Here is a 16,469-nt window from a genome sequence, read left to right on the forward strand (position 1 = left end):
CCTGCGTTGGGGGCGGGGGGGGGGGGGGCCCCCCCCCCCCCTGCGCCGGCGCCCCCCACGCCGGGGCCGCCTCCGTCGACGCCGTGTCCACGACGAGGTCGGAAGCGGCCGCCGCCGGGGCCGCGGCGACGGCCGCGACAGGGGGCAGCAGGCCCATCAGGCCTCCGGCCAGCGCGGCCACGAGGGCGGCAGCGAGGCCGCGGCGCGGGCCGCTGCTCACGGCGGAGCGGGAGCGTGCGCTCTCCGAGATCACCGAGTTCTGGGGCATGGAGCGTCGCCTAGCCCTTCCGAGTTGGCCAGCGGCCGAATCGCCGTGATGCCCGTCACACTATGGAGCACATTTGCCCGGCGTCAATACATAAGTGTCGATCTTCTCGCCATGGCGAGGGTGCGTAACGCGCAGCGGTGGTCAGAAGGGTCTGCCGACTCCGGCAGGCCGAACGTCCGGGCGGGGCGACCGGGGCGGGGCTGCCGCTCAGGCGGTGATCGTCTGCCAGGTGCGGGTGTCGCTGCTGGTCTCCACGGCACTCAGCACCCGCTGCACGCGCAGACCGTCGGCGAACGTCGGGGTGGGCTGGGTGCCGCGGGAGAGGGCGTCGACGAGGTCGACCACCTGGTGGGTGAAGGCGTGCTCGTAGCCAAGGCCGTGACCCGGGGGCCACCAGGCGCCCACATACGGATGGGAGGGCTCGGTGACCAGGATCCGACGGAAGCCGGCGGTCTCCTCGGGCTCGGCGGCGTCGAAGAACTGCAGGACGTTCATGTCCTCGAAGTCGAAGCACAGGCTGCCCTTCGAGCCGTTGACCTCGATCCGGATCGCGTTCTTGCGGCCGGTCGCGAACCGGGTGGCCTCGAACACCCCGGCCGCACCGCCGCGGAATCGGGCGAGGAACATCGCGGCGTCGTCCACCGTGACCCGCACCCGTTCCGCGCCCTCGGAGGCAGACCCTGACAGACCGGCGTGCCGGTCGGCCTGCGGCCGCTCCTTGACGAAGGTCTCCAGCTGCCCGGAGACCTCGGCGATCGTGTCGCCGGTGATGTGCTGGGTCAGGTCGATGATGTGGGCGCCGATGTCACCGAGCGCGCCGGAGCCCGCCTTGTCGCGGTCCAGGCGCCACGACATCGGCGCCTCGGGGTCGGCGATCCAGTCCTGCAGGTACTGCGCGCGAACGTGGCGGATGTCGCCCAGACGGCCCTCCGCGACCAGCTGCCGCGCCAACGCCACGGCAGGGACGCGTCGGTAGGTGAACCCGACCATCGCCCGCACCCCGCGGGCGGCGGCCGCCTCGGCGGCGCGGGTCATCTCCTCGGCCTCGGCGACCGAGTTGGCCAGCGGCTTCTCGCACAGGACGTGCTTGCCCGCCGCGAGGGCCGCGATGGCGATCTCGGCGTGGGAGTCTCCAGGGGTGCAGATGTCCACGAGATCGACGTCGTCGCGCTCGGCGAGGCGGCGCCAATCGGTCTCGGTCGACTCCCACCCCAGCCGGTCGGCGGCGGCCCGGACGCGAGCCGCGTCGCGCCCACCGAGCACCCGCATCACCGGGTGCAGGGGCAGGTCGAAGAACCGCCCGGCCGTGCGCCACGCCTGGGAGTGGGCGGCACCCATGAAGGCGTGACCGATCATGGCGACGTTGAGCGGGGCGGACGACGAGCCGGAGGGCGTGGGGTCGGCGTCGGCGGGCGAGGTGCTGGTCATGGGGAGCTCCAGGGCAGGACGGGAACGTGCCCACCACGGTCCGCGCGACGGCGCGGGCCGTGGTGGGCAATGTCATCGGGACAGCGGGTCAGGACCGGAACGCCGTGTCCAGGTACTTGTCGACGTTCTCGGCGGTCACGACCGGCGCGTAAAGCTGGACCACGCGCGGGACCTCGACCTCGACCAGGTCGTCGACGGACTTCTCCTGGGCGAGCAGGCGGGCCAGCTTCAGGCCGTCGGCGCCCTGGGTGGAGGGGTAGATGACCGTCGCCTTGAGCACGCCGTTGTCGGCCTTGATGGCCTCCATGACCTGCCGCGAGCCCGCGCCGCCGATCATCGTGAACTCGTCACGACCAGCCTCCTCGATCGCCGCCAGGACGCCAACGCCCTGGTCGTCGTCATGGTTCCACAGGAAGTCGATCTGGGGAGCGGCCTGGAGCAGGTTGTTCGCGGCGTCCGAGCCGCTCTCCACGGTGAACGAGGCCTCGACCTGGTTGTCGACGTCCAGACCGCACTCCTTCAAAGCGTCCTCGAAGCCCTGGCTGCGGTCCTGGGTCAGCGGGAGGGAGGCGATGCCCTGGATCTCGGCGACGACCGCGTCGGTGTTGCCGTCGGCCTGCTCGCAGACGTACTCACCCGCCGAGACCCCCATGCCGTAGTTGTCGCCCAGCACCGTCACGCGCGCGGCGTTGGGGTCGTTGAACTCCCGGTCGACGTTGACGACCGGGATCCCGGCCTCCATCGCCTCCAGCGCGATCGGGGTCAGGGCGTCGCCGTCGTGGGGCAGCAGCACGATGGCGTCCACCCCGTCGTTGATGAACGTCTCGATCTGCTGGATCTGCACGGACGGGTCGTTGGTCCCCTCGGCCATCAGGAGCTCGACGTCGTCGTACTGCTCGGCCACGGCCTCCGTGGCCTCGGTGATCGCCCCCATCCAGCCGTGGTCGGCAGCAGGGGCGGAGAACCCGATGGTGACCGTGTCGCCGGCCTCGTCGTTCGAGCCCTCCTCGGCCTCCGAGGTGCCGCCCGACACGTTCTGGTCGTCGTCGGATGACTCGTTGCTCGTGCAGGCGCTGAGCCCGATCACGGCGAGCACGGCGAGAGCGGCCGTGGCCTTCTTCGAGATGGTGCGGTGATGCAGGGACATGTCGCGCTCCTTGATGGGTCGAACCTGAGAGGTGAGGCAGTGGACTTGGTCGTGCCCGGCGTGCCGATCGAGCCGCCGGCCCGGCGGGCCCGGCACTAGGTGGTGCTCGTGCTCTTGCGGGCCGCCAACCACTGCTGCAGGAGCACGGCGGCGACGATGATGGCGCCCTTGAGCAGGTCCTGCTCGGATGGCTCCCGGTTGTTGAGGGTGAAGACGTTGGTGAGCATGGTGAAGATCAAGACACCCAGGACGGTGCCGGTGATCGTGCCCCGGCCGCCTGCGAGCAGGGTGCCGCCGATGACGACCGCCGCGATCGCGTCGAGCTCCAGGAGCTCGCCGTGGGTGGAGGATCCGGTGGTCGTGCGGGCCACGATCATCAGCGCGGCGATTCCGGAGCACGCCCCGACGAGCACGTAGAGCCACACCGTGTGACGGCGCACGTTGATCCCGGCGAGGCGGGCGGCCTCGGGGTTGCCGCCCACCGCGAAGGTCCGCCGGCCGAACGTCGTGCGGTTGAGCAGGATCCAGCCGAGGACCGCGACCAGCACGAAGAGCCAGATGGACATGTCGACGCCCAGGGGCTTGGCTCGGAAGAAGTCGTAGAAGCCGGGCACGTCGGAGACGATCTGGGTGCGCTGGCCGGAGATCTTCTCCGCCAGTCCGCGCGCGGCGACCAGCATCGCGAGGGTGGTGACGAACGCGACGACCCTGCCGTAGGCGATCAGGACGCCGTTGACCAGCCCGGCGCCGGCGCCCACTCCGAGCGCGGTCAGGACCATCACGCCCCAGAAGGTGTCGGCCGCCAGCTCCTGGGTGGCGATCGTGGTCGCCCACACCGAGGAGAGGGCCAGCACCGCACCCACCGACAGGTCGATCCCGCCGCCGGTGATCACGAAGGTCATCCCGACGGAGACCACGCCGACCGCGGTCGACAGGCGCAGGATGGTCAGGAAGTTGTCCGCATCCAGGAACCGGTCGCCCGCGGTGATCGTGCCGACGATCACGATCAGCAGCAGCACCACCACCAGGCCCACGACGCGGAAGAACCCCGTGTCGGCCAGGCGAGCCATCGTTACGCCGCGCCCGCCGGGACCCTGAGCGTCCTTGCCGGCGCCGGGGTCCATGGTCTGGTGGGACGCCGTCGTCTCGGTCACCGGCAGCGCGTCGACCGGATCGCCCGCAGACGAGGCACCGGCGTCGCCGCCGTGCTTGCCGTGCTTGTCGTGCGCCGTGGAGCCGGTGGAACCGCTCGGGCGCTCGGTGTCGGAGTCGGTCATGCGGGGGTCCCTTCCATCACCAGGTCCAGGACCTGGGACTCATCGATGTGGGCGGCGGCGGCTTCGTGCACGACGCGTCCTTCGCGGACCACCAGCACCCGGTCCGCCAGGCCGAGCACCTCCTCGACCTCGCTGGACACCACGACCACGGCGACCCCCGAGTCGGCCAGGGTGCGCACCAGCCGGTAGATCTCCGAGCGGGCGCCGACGTCGACGCCGCGGGTGGGCTCGTCGAGCAGCAGCACCCGGCAGCCGCGCAGCAGCCATCGGGCCAGGACCACCTTCTGCTGGTTGCCGCCCGACATGGTGCGCACGTGGCGCGAGATGGTGCGGGGACGCACGTCCAGGGACTCGACCAGCTCACGGGCCTTGGCCTTCTCACGCCCTCGCAGGACGAACCCGGCACGTTGGAAGGACTTCAGCGACGACACGCTGATGTTGGCGTAGACGGCCTGGTCCAGCAGCAGCCCCTGGCTCTTGCGCTCCTCCGGGGCCAGGCCGATCCCGGCCCGGACCGCGACGTCGACGGCGCCGCGTCGCAGCTTCCTGCCATCCACGCTCACCGTGCCCGACGTGGCTCGACGCGCCCCGTAGATGGTCTCGAGGATCTCCGTGCGGCCCGATCCCACCAGTCCGGCCAGGCCTACGATCTCCCCGGCCCGCACCGTCAGGTCCACCCCGGAGAACACCCCGTCCAGCGCCAGGTCGCGCACCTGCAGGACCGGATCGCGCGACGCGTCGGGCGCAGCCTCCTGGTCGCGCTGCGGGAAGACGTACTCGATGGAGCGGCCGGTCATCAGCTTGATCAGGTCCCCCGTCGGAGTGGTTTTGGCCGGCAGGCCCGTCGCCACGGTCACGCCGTCCTTCAAGACGGTGATCCGGTCGCCGATCTGGCGGATCTCCTCCAGCCGGTGGGAGATGTAGACGATCGCCACGCCTTGCGCGGTCAGTCCGCGGATGACGCGGAAGAGGTTCTCCACCTCGCCGTGGTCCAGCACCGCCGACGGCTCGTCCAGGATGAGCAGGTCGACCTCGTGCGACAACGCCCGCGCCATGCTCACGACCTGCTGTCCGGCGGGCGACAGCTCGCCCACGAGCCTGGTCGGACCGATCTCGCTGTGACCCAGCCGCGCAAGGATCTCCCGCGCCCGCTGGTTCGTCGCGCCTCGCCGGGAGAATCCCCCGGCCGAGATCTCGTGGCCGAGGAAGATGTTCTCCGCCACCGTCAGACCCGGGACCAGGTCCAGCTCCTGGTAGATCGTCGCGATGCCGGCCTTGATCGCCGCCAACGGGTGGGCGAACCGGGCCGGGTCTCCCTTCCACGTGATCGTGCCCGCGTCCGGCAGGTACGACGCCGAGAGGATCTTGATCATCGTCGACTTGCCCGCGCCGTTCTGGCCCACCAGGCAGTGCGTCTCGCCCGCGCGCACTTCGAAGTCCACACCGCCGAGCGCGCGCACGGACGAGAACTCCTTGACGATCCCGGACATCTGAAGCAGCGCGCCGGAGCCGGCCGGGAGCCGCGACTGCGCCGGCGCTTCGTCGGTCTGACCGAGATCTGCCAAGGTAAGGCCCCTCGTCGCGTCTGTGACGGCCCTCACAGAGTGTGCGCGTACCCAAAGTAGAGCGCCTTCTGTCGTATCGGCAAGAGGTTCTGCCTAGCAATCGCGCAAATGTCAGGTGGCGCCTCGGCGCCCGGCACTGTTCACCCGAGCCCGGCACACGTGCCAGGACCTGCCGGTTCAGGACGGCTACGCTCGCGGGTCTGCCGCAGGGCCCGCGAGTCTGCCGAGATGGGTCCGTGTGTGGGCGGCGGCTGGCTCGCACGGGTTGTCGCCCCGTAGGCGGAGGTCTCTGCTCAATGTCGAGAGTAGGAGCTCGCCACGTAGAAGGAAGCTGATGTGGGTCACCCGCAGCTCGATCGACACCGCCAAGGGGCCGGCCGCCTATCGGCAACCGGATAGAACGCGTCGGGCTTGCGTCTCCGCAGGTCAGAAATGCCCCGAGGTCTCGGGTCCCCGGGGCATCGGAGCCGCCTGTCAGAATCGAACTGACGACCTAGTCATTACGAGTGACTCGCTCTACCGACTGAGCTAAGGCGGCCTGCCGCCCCGTCGTGCTCGGGCAGCCTGCGGAAGTATACGGAGCCCGCGCGGGTGGCGCGAAACCGGCACCGCTGCAGCTCAGCACTCCGTGCCGTCGTCGGGCACGACCCCGTCGATCAGGTAGTCCTCGATCGCGGTGTCGATGCACTCGTTGCCGGCGTTGTAGGCGGTGTGCCCGTCTCCGTCGCGCGTGAGGAGGACACCCGACTCGAGGCGCTCGGCGAGCGCGACCGCCCACTCGTACGGCGTGGCGGGGTCGCGGGTGGTACCGACCACCAGGATCGGCGGCGCGCCCTCGCCGCGGATGTCCAGGGGCTGCTCGCTGGAGGCGACCTCGATGCCCTTGCAGTTGAGCAGACCCCAGGCGAAGACCCGGCCGAAGGTCGGCGAGACCTTCTCGAACGCGGGCACCTGCGCCTCGACCTCGTCCGGCTCGACGTAGTAGGGGTCGTCGAGGCAGTTGATGGCGTAGATGGCCTCGGTGCTGTTGTCGAGGTAGCGACCACCCTCGCGCGAGGCGTAGGCGTCGGCGAGCAGCATCAGCGTGGTGCCGTCACCCTCGAGGGCGGTCGAGAGGCCCTGGTCGAGGAGCCGCCAGTAGTCGCGGTTGTAGAGCGGCGTCACAATCCCGTAGAACGCGCTGCCCACGGTGAGCTCGCGCCCGTCCGAGGTGGGCAGCGGTTCGGCGTCGATGTCGTCGATCAGCTCGGAGATCGTGTCCAGGCCCTCCTCGACGGAGTCGCCGAGCACGCAGTCGCCCTTCTCGACGCAGTCCTCGACGTAGGCGCGCAGCGCGACCTCGAAGCCGCGGGCCTGGCCGAGGCTCTGGGCACGGGAGGGGAGCCCGACGTCGACGGCACCGTCGAGCACGAAGCGGCCGACCCGGTCGGGGAACAGCTCGGCGTAGGTGGCGCCGAGCTTGGTGCCGTAGGAGGCTCCCAGGTAGTAGAGGGACGCCTCACCGAGCGCGGCGCGCAGGACGTCCATGTCACGCGCGGTCTCGGCGGTGGTCACGTGCCCGACGAGGGTGTCGGAGCGCTCCGCACAGCCCTGCCAGAAGTCCGCGAGGTCGTCGACCAGCTTCTGCTCCTCAACGGCGTCGTCGGGGGCCGGGTCGAGCGCGAGGAACTCGGTCAGCTCGTCGTCGGGCAGGCAGTCCAGGGGTGCCGAGCGGCCGGTGCCGCGCGGGTCGAAGCCCACGACGTCGAAGGCCTGCGTCAGCGGCTCCCGGAAGACCTGGCGCGCCTGCCCGGCGTACGACGTGCCGGGGGCGCCGGGCCCGCCGGGGTTCACCACGAGCGAGCCGACGCGGGCCTCGGGGTCGCCGGCGGGCACCTTGAGAAGGTTCAGCTCGATCGTCTCGCCGCCGGGCTCGCGGTAGTCGACGGGGACCGTGAGCGTGCCGCACTGGTCGCTCCCACAGGTCTCCCAGTCGATCTGCTGGGAGTAGTACGGCGCGAGGCCGGGGCTCGGGGCGTCGGTGGCGCCCTCCGCCGGTGAGGTCGTGACGACGGTCGGCGACGGGTCGGCGGAGCCCCCGTCGGAGTCGTCGCCCAGGAGGAGGTACATCACCCCCAGCCAGCCGGAGCCCACCAGCGCCAGCACGACCAGCGCGACGACGACGACCCTCACGGTGCGGCTCATGGCCTGCCCCTCTCTGGCACCTTGAGCGCCACCATCATGGACTCCAGCGCGAGCGCCACCGGCACGTTGAACTCCAGCATCTGCTCGCGGGCCTCGAAGATCCAGGAGATCCGCCGCAGGTTGAGCTCCGGGGTCGAGGAGGCCGCGATCTGCTCGATGTCGCCGCGGATCTCCTCGTTGACCATGGGCCCCTCGGCGCCCACGCCGACGGCGATGGCGTCGCGGTAGACCGACACCAGGTCCATCAGGCCCCGGTCGACCACGTCGAGCTGGCGCCGCTTGGCGCGGGTCTTCTGGGCCTTCTCCAGCGCGGAGAGGGCCGGTGCGTACTCGCGGGGACGCCGGCCGCGCTCCACGACGCCGTAGGTCGTGTCGAGATCGGCCTTCTCGGCGGAGTCGAGGTCGCCGGTGATCGCGTCGGCCTCCTCCTTGGCCACCTCGGCGAGGTTGGCCGCGGCGTTCATGCACGCGCCCAGCGAGGTGAGCCGGGCCGGCAGCGACACGATCTCGCGGCGCCGGTTGCGGGTGGCCTCGTCGCGGGCGAGCGCCCGGGCGCGGCCGATGTGGCCCTGGCTGGCGCGGGCGGCGTACGCCGCCAGCGCCTCGCCGACGCCCTCGGTCCGGGTCAGAAAGGACGCGACCTCGCTGCTGCTCGGGGTGGCCAGCGTGACCAGGCGGCAGCGCGAGCGGATCGTGGGCAGCACGTCCTCCACGGTGGGGGCGCAGAGCATCCACAGCGTGCGGTCGGTCGGCTCCTCGATCGCCTTCAGCAGCGCGTTGCAGGCCTGGTCGGTGAGCCGGTCGGCGTCCTCGACGATCATGATCTGCCAGCGGCGCCCGGCCGGGGCGAGGGCCGCGCGGCGGACCAGGTCGCGCACCTCGTCGACGCCGATGGAGAGCTTCTGGGTGCGCACGACCGACACGTCGGCGTGGCTGCCGGCCAGGACCGTGTGGCACTCGTGGCAGGTGCCGCACCCGCCCTGCTCGCACTGCAGCGCGGCGGCGAACGCAATGGCGGCGTTGGAGCGTCCGGAGCCAGGAGGCCCGGTGAACAGCCACGCGTGGCTCATGCCGTGGCCGCCGGCGGCCGAGCTCAGGGCCTCGACGGCGTGGCGCTGGCCGACCAGCCGCTCCCAGACGGTCGCGGCGGTCATGCCCGCTCCCGGCGGGCGGCCTGGTCGAGCAGCGGCGTCACCCGCGCGCGCACGGCGTCGGCGATCTCCTCGACGCCGGCGCGGGCGTCGAGGACCAGGTAGTGCTCGGGGTCGGCGCCGGCCATCCTCAGGAACGCCTCACGCACCCGCTGGTGGAACTCCAGCGACTCGCCCTCCATCCGGTCGCGCTCCTCGAAGCGGCCCAGCCCGGCCTCCGGCTCGAGGTCGAGTACGACGGTCAGGTGCGGCCGCAGGTCGTGGGTGGCCCAGCGCATGACCCGCTCCACCTCGGCGACCGGCAGCGGCCGGCCGGCGCCCTGGTAGGCCAGCGCCGAGTCGACGTACCGGTCGGTGATGACCACGGCGCCCCGGTCGAGCGCGGGCTGGACCACGGTGTCGACGTGCTCGGCCTTGTCGGCGGCGTAGATCAGCGTCTCGGTGCGGTCGGACAGCTCGCCGGTCTCGGGGCTGAGCACGATGCCCCGCAGCGCCCGGCCCACCTCGGTGTCGCCCGGCTCGAAGGTCAGCACCACGTCGTAGGCGGCCTCCTCGAGCTCCGCGGCGAGCCGGCGCGACTGGGTCGACTTGCCGGACCCCTCGCCGCCCTCGAAGCAGACGAACAGGCCGGTGCGGGTGTAGACGCCGGGCGAGCTCACCCACCGAACCTACGGGGCCCCGCCGACGCAATCCAACGCAGGTCGGCTCGCTGGCGGCTCAGGCCTTCTTGGCCGCCTTCTTGGCGGCCGGCTTCTTGGCGGCCGTCTTCTTCGTCGCGGCCTTCTTCGCCGGGGCCTTCTTCGTCGCGGCCTTCTTCGCCGGCGCCTTCTTCGCGCCCTTCTTGGCGGCCTTCTTGGCCGGGCCGCGCTCGCGACGCTCGGCGAGCAGCTCCGCGGCACGCTCGATGGTGATCGACTCCACCGTGTCGTCCTTGCGCAGCGTGGCGTTGTACTCGCCGTCGGTGACGTACTCGCCGAAGCGGCCCGACTTCACGACCACGGGCTGGCCCGACACCGGGTCGTTGCCGAGCTCCTTGAGCGGCGGCGCGGCCGCCGCCCGGCCGCGCTGCTTGGGCTGGGCGTAGATCTTGAGCGCCTCGTCCAGCGTGATCGTGAAGAGCTGCTCCTCGCTGGTCAGCGAGCGCGAGTCGGTGCCCTTCTTCAGGTACGGCCCGTAGCGACCGTTCTGGGCGGTGATCTCCTCGCCGTCCTCGGCGGTGCCGACCACGCGAGGCAGCGACAGCAGCTTGACCGCGTCGTCCAGCGAGATCGTGTCCAGCGACATCGACTTGAACAGCGAGCCGGTGCGCGGCTTGTCGCTCTTCTTCGCGTCCTCGGGCAGCTCCTCGGTGACGTAGGGGCCGTAGCGACCGTTCTTCGCGACCACCCGCAGGCCGGTCTCGGGGTGGGTCCCGAGCTCGATCTCCTCGCCGGCCGGGTTGGCGAACAGCTCCTTGGCCTTCTCGACGGTGAGCTCGTCGGGCGGCAGGTCGTCGGGCACGTTGGCCCGCTTGCCGGCGGGGTTCCCCTCGTCGTCAGGGCCCTCGAGGTAGGGGCCGTAGCGGCCCACGCGCAGGTTGATCCCGAGCTCGGGGTCGCCGATCGGGAAGGTGGCCAGCTCGCGGGCGTCGATGTCGCCGAGCTCGTGCACGAGCGCGTGCAGCCCCTTCACGTCGTCGGAGCCGTAGTAGAACTCGCCCAGCTCGGAGACCCGGTCCTTGCGGCCCCCGGCGATGTCGTCGAGGACCGTCTCCATGGTGGCGGTGAACTCGTAGGACACCTGACGCGGGAAGTGCTCCTCCAGCAGGCGGGTGACGCTGAACGCCAGCCAGGCCGGCACCAGCGCCGTGCCCTTCTTGTAGACGTAGCCGCGGTTGAGGATGGTGCCGATGATCGAGGCGTACGTCGACGGGCGGCCGATCTCGCGCTCCTCGAGCTCCTTGATCAAGGTGGCCTCGGTGTAGCGCGCCGGAGGCTTGGTCTCGTGGCCGGTGGCCGTCACGGAGGCGGCCGAGACGGAGTCGCCCTCGGCCAGGGCCGGGAGGCGGGTCTCGGCGTCGTCCTTGGCCGCGCCCTCGTCGGTGCCCTCGACGTAGGCCTTGAGGAAGCCGTGGAAGGTGATCACGCGACCGCTCGCCGAGAACACGACGTCCTCGCCGGTCGCGGCCGTGCCACCGAGACGCACGGAGACCGACTGGCCCACGGCGTCCTTCATCTGGGACGCGACCGTGCGCATCCAGATCAGCTCGTAGAGGCGGAACTGCTCACCGGTGAGCCCGGTCTGCGCCGGGGTGCGGAACGTCTCGCCGGCCGGGCGGATCGCCTCGTGCGCCTCCTGGGCGTTCTTCACCTTGGAGGCGTAGGTGCGCGGCGAGTCGGGCAGGTAGTCGGCGCCGTACAGCTCGCGGACCTGGGACCGGGCGGCGTTGACCGCGCCGTCCGACAGGGTCGTGGAGTCGGTGCGCATGTAGGTGATGAAGCCGTTCTCGTACAGCCGCTGGGCCACCGACATCGCGGCCGAGGCGCTCATGCCGAGCTTGCGGCTGGCCTCCTGCTGCAGCGTGGTGGTGCGGAAGGGCGCGTACGGCGAGCGCTTGTAGGGCTTGGACTCGACCGAGCGCACCTCGTACGTCGAGTCGGCGAGCGCGGAGACCAGGGCCTCGGCCCGGGCCCGGTCGACGTGCACGACCTTGCTGGTGTCCTTGAGCAGGCCGTCCTGGCCGAAGTCGGAGCCGCGGGCGACGCGGGTGCCGTCGAGGGAGTGCAGCTTGGCCGGGAACATCCGCTGCTCGTGCTTGGCGCCGGCGTCGAAGGTGCCCTCGAGGTCCCAGTAGGACGCCATGCGGAACTTCATCCGCTCGCGCTCGCGGTCGACGACCAGGCGGGTGGCGACCGACTGGACCCGACCGGCGGAGAGGCCGGACATCACCTTCTTCCACAGGACCGGGGAGACCTCGTAGCCGTAGAGGCGGTCCAGGATGCGGCGGGCCTCCTGGGCCTCGACCAGGTCGTCGTTGATCTCGCGCGGGTTCTCGACGGCCGCCAGGATCGCGGCCTTGGTGATCTCGTGGAAGACCATCCGGTGCACCGGGATGCCCTTGGGCTTCAGCTCGTCGAGCAGGTGCCACGCGATCGCCTCGCCCTCGCGGTCCTCATCGGTGGCGAGGTAGAGCTCGTCGGCGTCCTTGAGCAGGCTCTTGAGCTTGGAGATGTGCGACTTCTTGTCGCGCGGCACCACGTAGTAGGGGGTGAAGCCGTCCTCGACGTCGACGGCCAGGCGGCCCCAAGGCTTGTCCTTGATCTTGGCCGGGGTGTCGGCGGCGTTGTTGGGGAGGTCTCGGATGTGCCCGATCGACGACTCGACGACGTAGCCGTCGCCGAGGTACCCGCCGATGGTGCGGGCCTTCGCCGGGGACTCGACGATCACCAACTTGTGTGCCACTGCTGCTCTTTCTTCGTGCGTTGCCTCGTGCCGTGTCGGGCCGGGGAGGGGCCCACGGCCAGTCACGGTAGCGCGTCGACCCGACTCCGCCCCGTTCGGCCGCCCGGAGGTGGAATCTGCGAAAGCGCCCCCGGGAGCGCCGTCTGTGCGCGAGTATCTGGGCCGTGCGGCCCTGGAATCGGGCGGGTGCACAGTCGTCCACCACCGTTGACCGTCCTCCAGAGGAACCCACATGTCGTCCGTCGCACGCCATCTATCCCGCCCGCTCGTCGCGCTCCTCGCGATGCTGCTGGTGCTCCCACTCAGCCAGCTGCTGGTCGCGGCCCCGGCGCACGCGGTCGCCTTCCAGGCACAGGGCATCGTCACCGACGCGCTCGACAACCCGCTCTCCGGCGTCACCGTGACCGCCTATGAGGGCAGTGTCGCGGTCGGCACCCCCGTCGCCACCGCCGCGGACGGCGCCTACGCGCTCACGCTGCCGAGGGCCGGCAGCTACACCCTGGGCTTCAGCAAGAGCGGCTTCGTCTCGACGTCCTACGGTGGCGACCCGGCGGAGATCCTGGAGGTGAACGCCCAGGGCGACATCACCGCCTCCGGCGACGACGAGCCGTACGAGAACAACGAGCTGGACACCGTGACGCTGACCTCGGTGGTGACCCGCACCCTGAGCGGCACCGCGGTCGCTGCCGCGGGGGGCGCCCCGTTGTCCGGCGTCTCGGTGTCGCTGTTCGCCGCCGGTGACGAGAGCGAAGCGCTCGCCGCCACCACCACCGACAGCCTCGGCGCCTTCTCGTTCTCGGTGCCCAAGGGCCGCTACCAGCTGTACCTGGCGCACCCCTCCTACTCCCCGCGCTGGTTCGGTGACGACGCCCCCGTGGTCGTCGACAGCACCGACGCCCCGACGGGCGCGATCGCGCTGACGATCGTGGCTGAGGGCACCAGGTTCCCCATCGCCGGCCGCCTGGTGGACGCCTTCGACGAAGGGGTCAACGGAGCCAGCGTCACGGTCACCGGCGCCGGAGTCACCTCTGGCGTCCACACCGGCACGACCTCCGGCTCCGGCGACGAAGCCGGCGCCTACAGCGTGAGCGTGCTGCCCGGCACCTACGAGGTCGAGTTCTCCGCGCCCGGCTTCCTCACCCAGAAGTACACCTCCGACGACGTCACCGCGACCATCAGCGTCTCGAACAACGGCACCCTGTCGGTCACCCCGGCCGACGCCCTGACCTCCAACCGGCTCAACGACGTCACGCTGCCCACCCAGGCGTTCCCGGTCGGCGGGCGGGTCACCGCCACCAGCGGGGCTCCGCTGAGCGCCATCACCGTGACCGCCGTCGACGCGGACGGCGTGGCCGTGGCGCCGAACGCCGTCACGAACTCGGCCGGCGCGTACTCCCTCTCGCTGCGAGCGGGGATCTACACCGTGCGCGCCACGGACGCCAACGGCGACGCCACCTCCTACGACACCACCTGGCTCGGCGGCAACGCCGTGCCCGCGGTGGTCACGGTGGCGCGGGGTGGCGCCGTGAGCGTCGGCGGTCAGCCCGCGCCGCTGCCCGACCTCGTCATGCCGCCGTCGTCGCCTGACACCCCGCACCCGGTGGTGGGCGAGGTCGTCGACGTCAACGGCGACGGCATCGACCGCCTGACCGTGACCGCCACGAAGGCCGGCACCTCCACCGTCGCCGCCACGGCCGACACCGGCCCCGACGGCGACCTGGGCGACCACGGCCGCTTCCGGCTGGCGCTCAAGGCCGGGTCCTACACGATCAGCGTCGCCGCCGCCCGCGGCTTCGCCGCCGGCGCCTACGTCGGCGACGGCGAGCGCACTGCGACGGTGACGGTGGCGCTCAACGGCCTCGTCACCGCCACCGACACCGAGGTCGAGGGCAACGACCTCGGCTCGATCACCCTGGTGGGCACCGCGACCTCGGCGCTGAGCGGCACCGTCCTCAAGGAGGGTGGCGCCGGGCTGGACCAGATCACGGTGATCGCGACCCCGATGAGCGGGGCCACCACCAGGACCGCCAAGTCCGGCGCCAACGGCGCGTTCACCTTGAACCTGCCGGTCGACACCTACCGGATCCAGTACGTCGACGACCTCAACGACGCGACGACGTACACCAGCGCCTACTACGGCGGGACCACCCCGGCCCTGGTGAAGATCGCCAACGACGGCAGCTTCTCCGCCGACGACACCCCGATCTCGGGTCTCGCCTCGGTGACCCTGTCCGTCGCCTCGGCCAGCGTGCCGCACCCGGTGAAGGGCACCGTCTACGACCCCGACTACACACCGCTCAGCGGCGTCACGGTGACCGCCACCCCGGTGAGCCCGACACCCGCGGGCCACCAGGTCACGGGCACCACCGGGCCCGACCCGGACGCGGGCTCGCCGCTGGGTGACGCCGGCGTCTACAAGCTGATGCTCCTGCCCGGCAGCTACCGGCTCACCTACACCAAGGCGGGCTACCAGCCCACGCCGCTGGCCAGCTTCGACGCCCCGGGGACGCCGGTGACCCTGACGGTCGGCCTCGACGGCCGGGTGCGGGCCCCGGGCCTGGAGATGGCCGGCAACGTCGTCGACGACGTGCAGCTGCTGCTGCCGGCGCCGAGGATGCTGAAGGCGCCGAAGCTGACCGGCAAGCTGGTCTACGGCCAGGTCGTGACCACGACGTTCGGCACGTGGAGGCCCGACTTCGGCAAGGACAACGCCTTCATCGAGTGGTTCCTGAACGGCAAGCCGGCCGACTCCTTCACCATGGGCAACTACGGCGAGAAGTTCCGGGTGCCGGCCTCGGCTGTGGGCAAGAGGCTCAGCTACCGGATCCAGATCGACGACCCCGACGGCGTCATGGCGCCTGCGGTCTACACGAGCAAGCCGACCGCGGCGATCAAGAAGGCGCCCTCGGCCGTCTCCGGCAAGTTCAAGAAGGGCAAGCTCACGGTCACCGTCAAGGTGCCCGGCGTGCCCAAGCCCACCGGCAGGATCACCGTGTTCGACGGCAAGAAGAAGGTCGGCACCTTCAAGCTCTCCGCCAAGAGCAAGGGCAAGGGCGTCATCAAGCTCAAGCTCAAGAAGGGCAAGCACAAGCTGACGATCAAGTACGTCGGTCCGGGCGCGGTCAAGCCCGGCAAGAAGGTGCTGAAGATCAAGGTGTGACCCGCGCCTGACGGGCCACCGGAGCAGTACCTCACGCCATCGCGGATCGCGCCGATCCGCGGTGGCGTGACTGCTACCCGGCTCCCGCCAGCGCCCGCCGCGTCGCCTGGTCGGCGGGGTAGAAGGCCTCGATGGCGAGCTCGCTGAGGGTCACCTCTCGGGGGGTTCCGAACACGGTGGTGGTCGAGAGCAGGCGGAGCTCCGCGCCGTCGATGCGCAACCGCAGCGGGACGACGAGGCCGGGCGACACGGCATGCGGGCCAGGCTCGTCGAGCTCGGCCAGGAGCGAGGCGATCCGCTCGTCCCGCGCCGCGTCGTACTCGCGTCGGAGGCGGGCAAGCAGGTGGCTCCGCCACTCGTCGAGGTTGACGATCCGCGGCGCGAGGCCGTCTGGCGCCAGGCTGAGCCGCACCACGTTGACCGGAGGCTCGAGCAGGTGCGCAGCGACCCCGTCGAGCAGGGCGTAGACGGCGTCGTTGGCGGCCACGAGGTCCCAGCCCGGGTCGAGGACCAGTGCGGGGTAGGGCTGGTGCGCGGTGAGGATGCCGTCGATCGCGGCTGCCACCTCCGCCATCGGCGGCTCGTCCAGCCGATGCTCGGGGTGGACGGGTGCGAACCCGCCCGCCAGCAGCACCCGGTTCTGCTCCCGTAGCGGCACGGCGAGGCGGTCACACAGGCGCAGGATCATCGCGCTGGTCGGACGGGAGCGGCCGGTCTCGATGAAGCTCAGGTGGCGGGTGGAGACCCCGCAGCGATGCGCGAGCTCGAGCTGGGAGAGGTTGCGCCGGCGACGCCAGTCGCGCAGCAGGTCTCCGGCGGCGGCGCTCATGGCCGCCACGCTAGCGAGC

The 16,469-nt window shown here is 71.2% G+C and carries 10 protein-coding genes and 1 tRNA gene; 1 reads left to right on the plus strand and 10 read right to left on the minus strand.

Going from position 1 to position 16,469, the window contains the following annotated elements; all coding sequences use genetic code 11:
- Nucleotides 1-475: 475 nt before the first annotated feature.
- From LRP67_RS01170 to topA, 9 genes are all read right to left on the minus strand, one after another.
- On the minus strand, nucleotides 476-1,696 hold the full coding sequence (locus LRP67_RS01170; protein ID WP_231268270.1) for a Gfo/Idh/MocA family protein: 1,221 nt from the start codon (nucleotides 1,694-1,696) through the stop codon (nucleotides 476-478).
- Nucleotides 1,697-1,784: 88 nt separating this feature from the next.
- On the minus strand, nucleotides 1,785-2,843 hold the full coding sequence (locus tag LRP67_RS01175; RefSeq protein WP_231268271.1) for a substrate-binding domain-containing protein: 1,059 nt from the start codon (nucleotides 2,841-2,843) through the stop codon (nucleotides 1,785-1,787).
- A 95-nt stretch (nucleotides 2,844-2,938) separates the two neighbouring features.
- Nucleotides 2,939-4,120 carry an ABC transporter permease gene (locus tag LRP67_RS01180; RefSeq protein WP_231268276.1) on the minus strand — a complete coding sequence of 394 codons (1,182 nt, stop codon included), beginning with the start codon at nucleotides 4,118-4,120 and terminating at the stop codon, nucleotides 2,939-2,941.
- Nucleotides 4,117-5,685 carry a sugar ABC transporter ATP-binding protein gene (locus tag LRP67_RS01185; protein ID WP_231268278.1) on the minus strand — a complete coding sequence of 523 codons (1,569 nt, stop codon included), beginning with the start codon at nucleotides 5,683-5,685 and terminating at the stop codon, nucleotides 4,117-4,119. Before LRP67_RS01185 ends, LRP67_RS01180 begins: the two co-directional genes overlap by 4 nt.
- Before the next feature lie 465 nt (nucleotides 5,686-6,150).
- Nucleotides 6,151-6,223 (minus strand) — tRNA-Thr (locus LRP67_RS01190).
- Nucleotides 6,224-6,303: 80 nt separating this feature from the next.
- Entirely contained in the window at nucleotides 6,304-7,869 is a 1,566-nt protein-coding gene (locus LRP67_RS01195) for an alpha/beta hydrolase (protein WP_231268280.1), read from the minus strand.
- Nucleotides 7,866-9,023, minus strand: a complete 1,158-nt coding sequence (locus tag LRP67_RS01200; protein WP_231268281.1) for a DNA polymerase III subunit delta' — start codon at nucleotides 9,021-9,023, stop codon at nucleotides 7,866-7,868. Before LRP67_RS01200 ends, LRP67_RS01195 begins: the two co-directional genes overlap by 4 nt.
- Nucleotides 9,020-9,679, minus strand: coding sequence for a dTMP kinase (tmk, locus tag LRP67_RS01205; RefSeq protein WP_231268282.1), 660 nt, complete (start codon nucleotides 9,677-9,679; stop codon nucleotides 9,020-9,022). Before tmk ends, LRP67_RS01200 begins: the two co-directional genes overlap by 4 nt.
- Before the next feature lie 58 nt (nucleotides 9,680-9,737).
- Entirely contained in the window at nucleotides 9,738-12,461 is a 2,724-nt protein-coding gene (gene topA / locus LRP67_RS01210) for a type I DNA topoisomerase (RefSeq protein ID WP_231268284.1), read from the minus strand.
- A 232-nt stretch (nucleotides 12,462-12,693) separates the two neighbouring features.
- Between topA and LRP67_RS01215 the strand changes: the two genes are divergently transcribed.
- The gene (locus LRP67_RS01215; protein WP_231268286.1) at nucleotides 12,694-15,621 is read left to right on the plus strand and encodes a carboxypeptidase-like regulatory domain-containing protein; all 2,928 of its coding nucleotides are present in this window, start codon (nucleotides 12,694-12,696) and stop codon (nucleotides 15,619-15,621) included.
- A gap of 73 nt (nucleotides 15,622-15,694) precedes the next feature.
- On the opposite strand, the gene LRP67_RS01220 is transcribed toward LRP67_RS01215, so the two are convergent.
- Nucleotides 15,695-16,450, minus strand: coding sequence for a helix-turn-helix domain-containing protein (locus tag LRP67_RS01220; protein ID WP_231268287.1), 756 nt, complete (start codon nucleotides 16,448-16,450; stop codon nucleotides 15,695-15,697).
- Nucleotides 16,451-16,469: the final 19 nt, after the last annotated feature.

The organism is Nocardioides sp. cx-169, from assembly GCF_021083605.1.
GTDB lineage: Bacteria > Actinomycetota > Actinomycetes > Propionibacteriales > Nocardioidaceae > Nocardioides.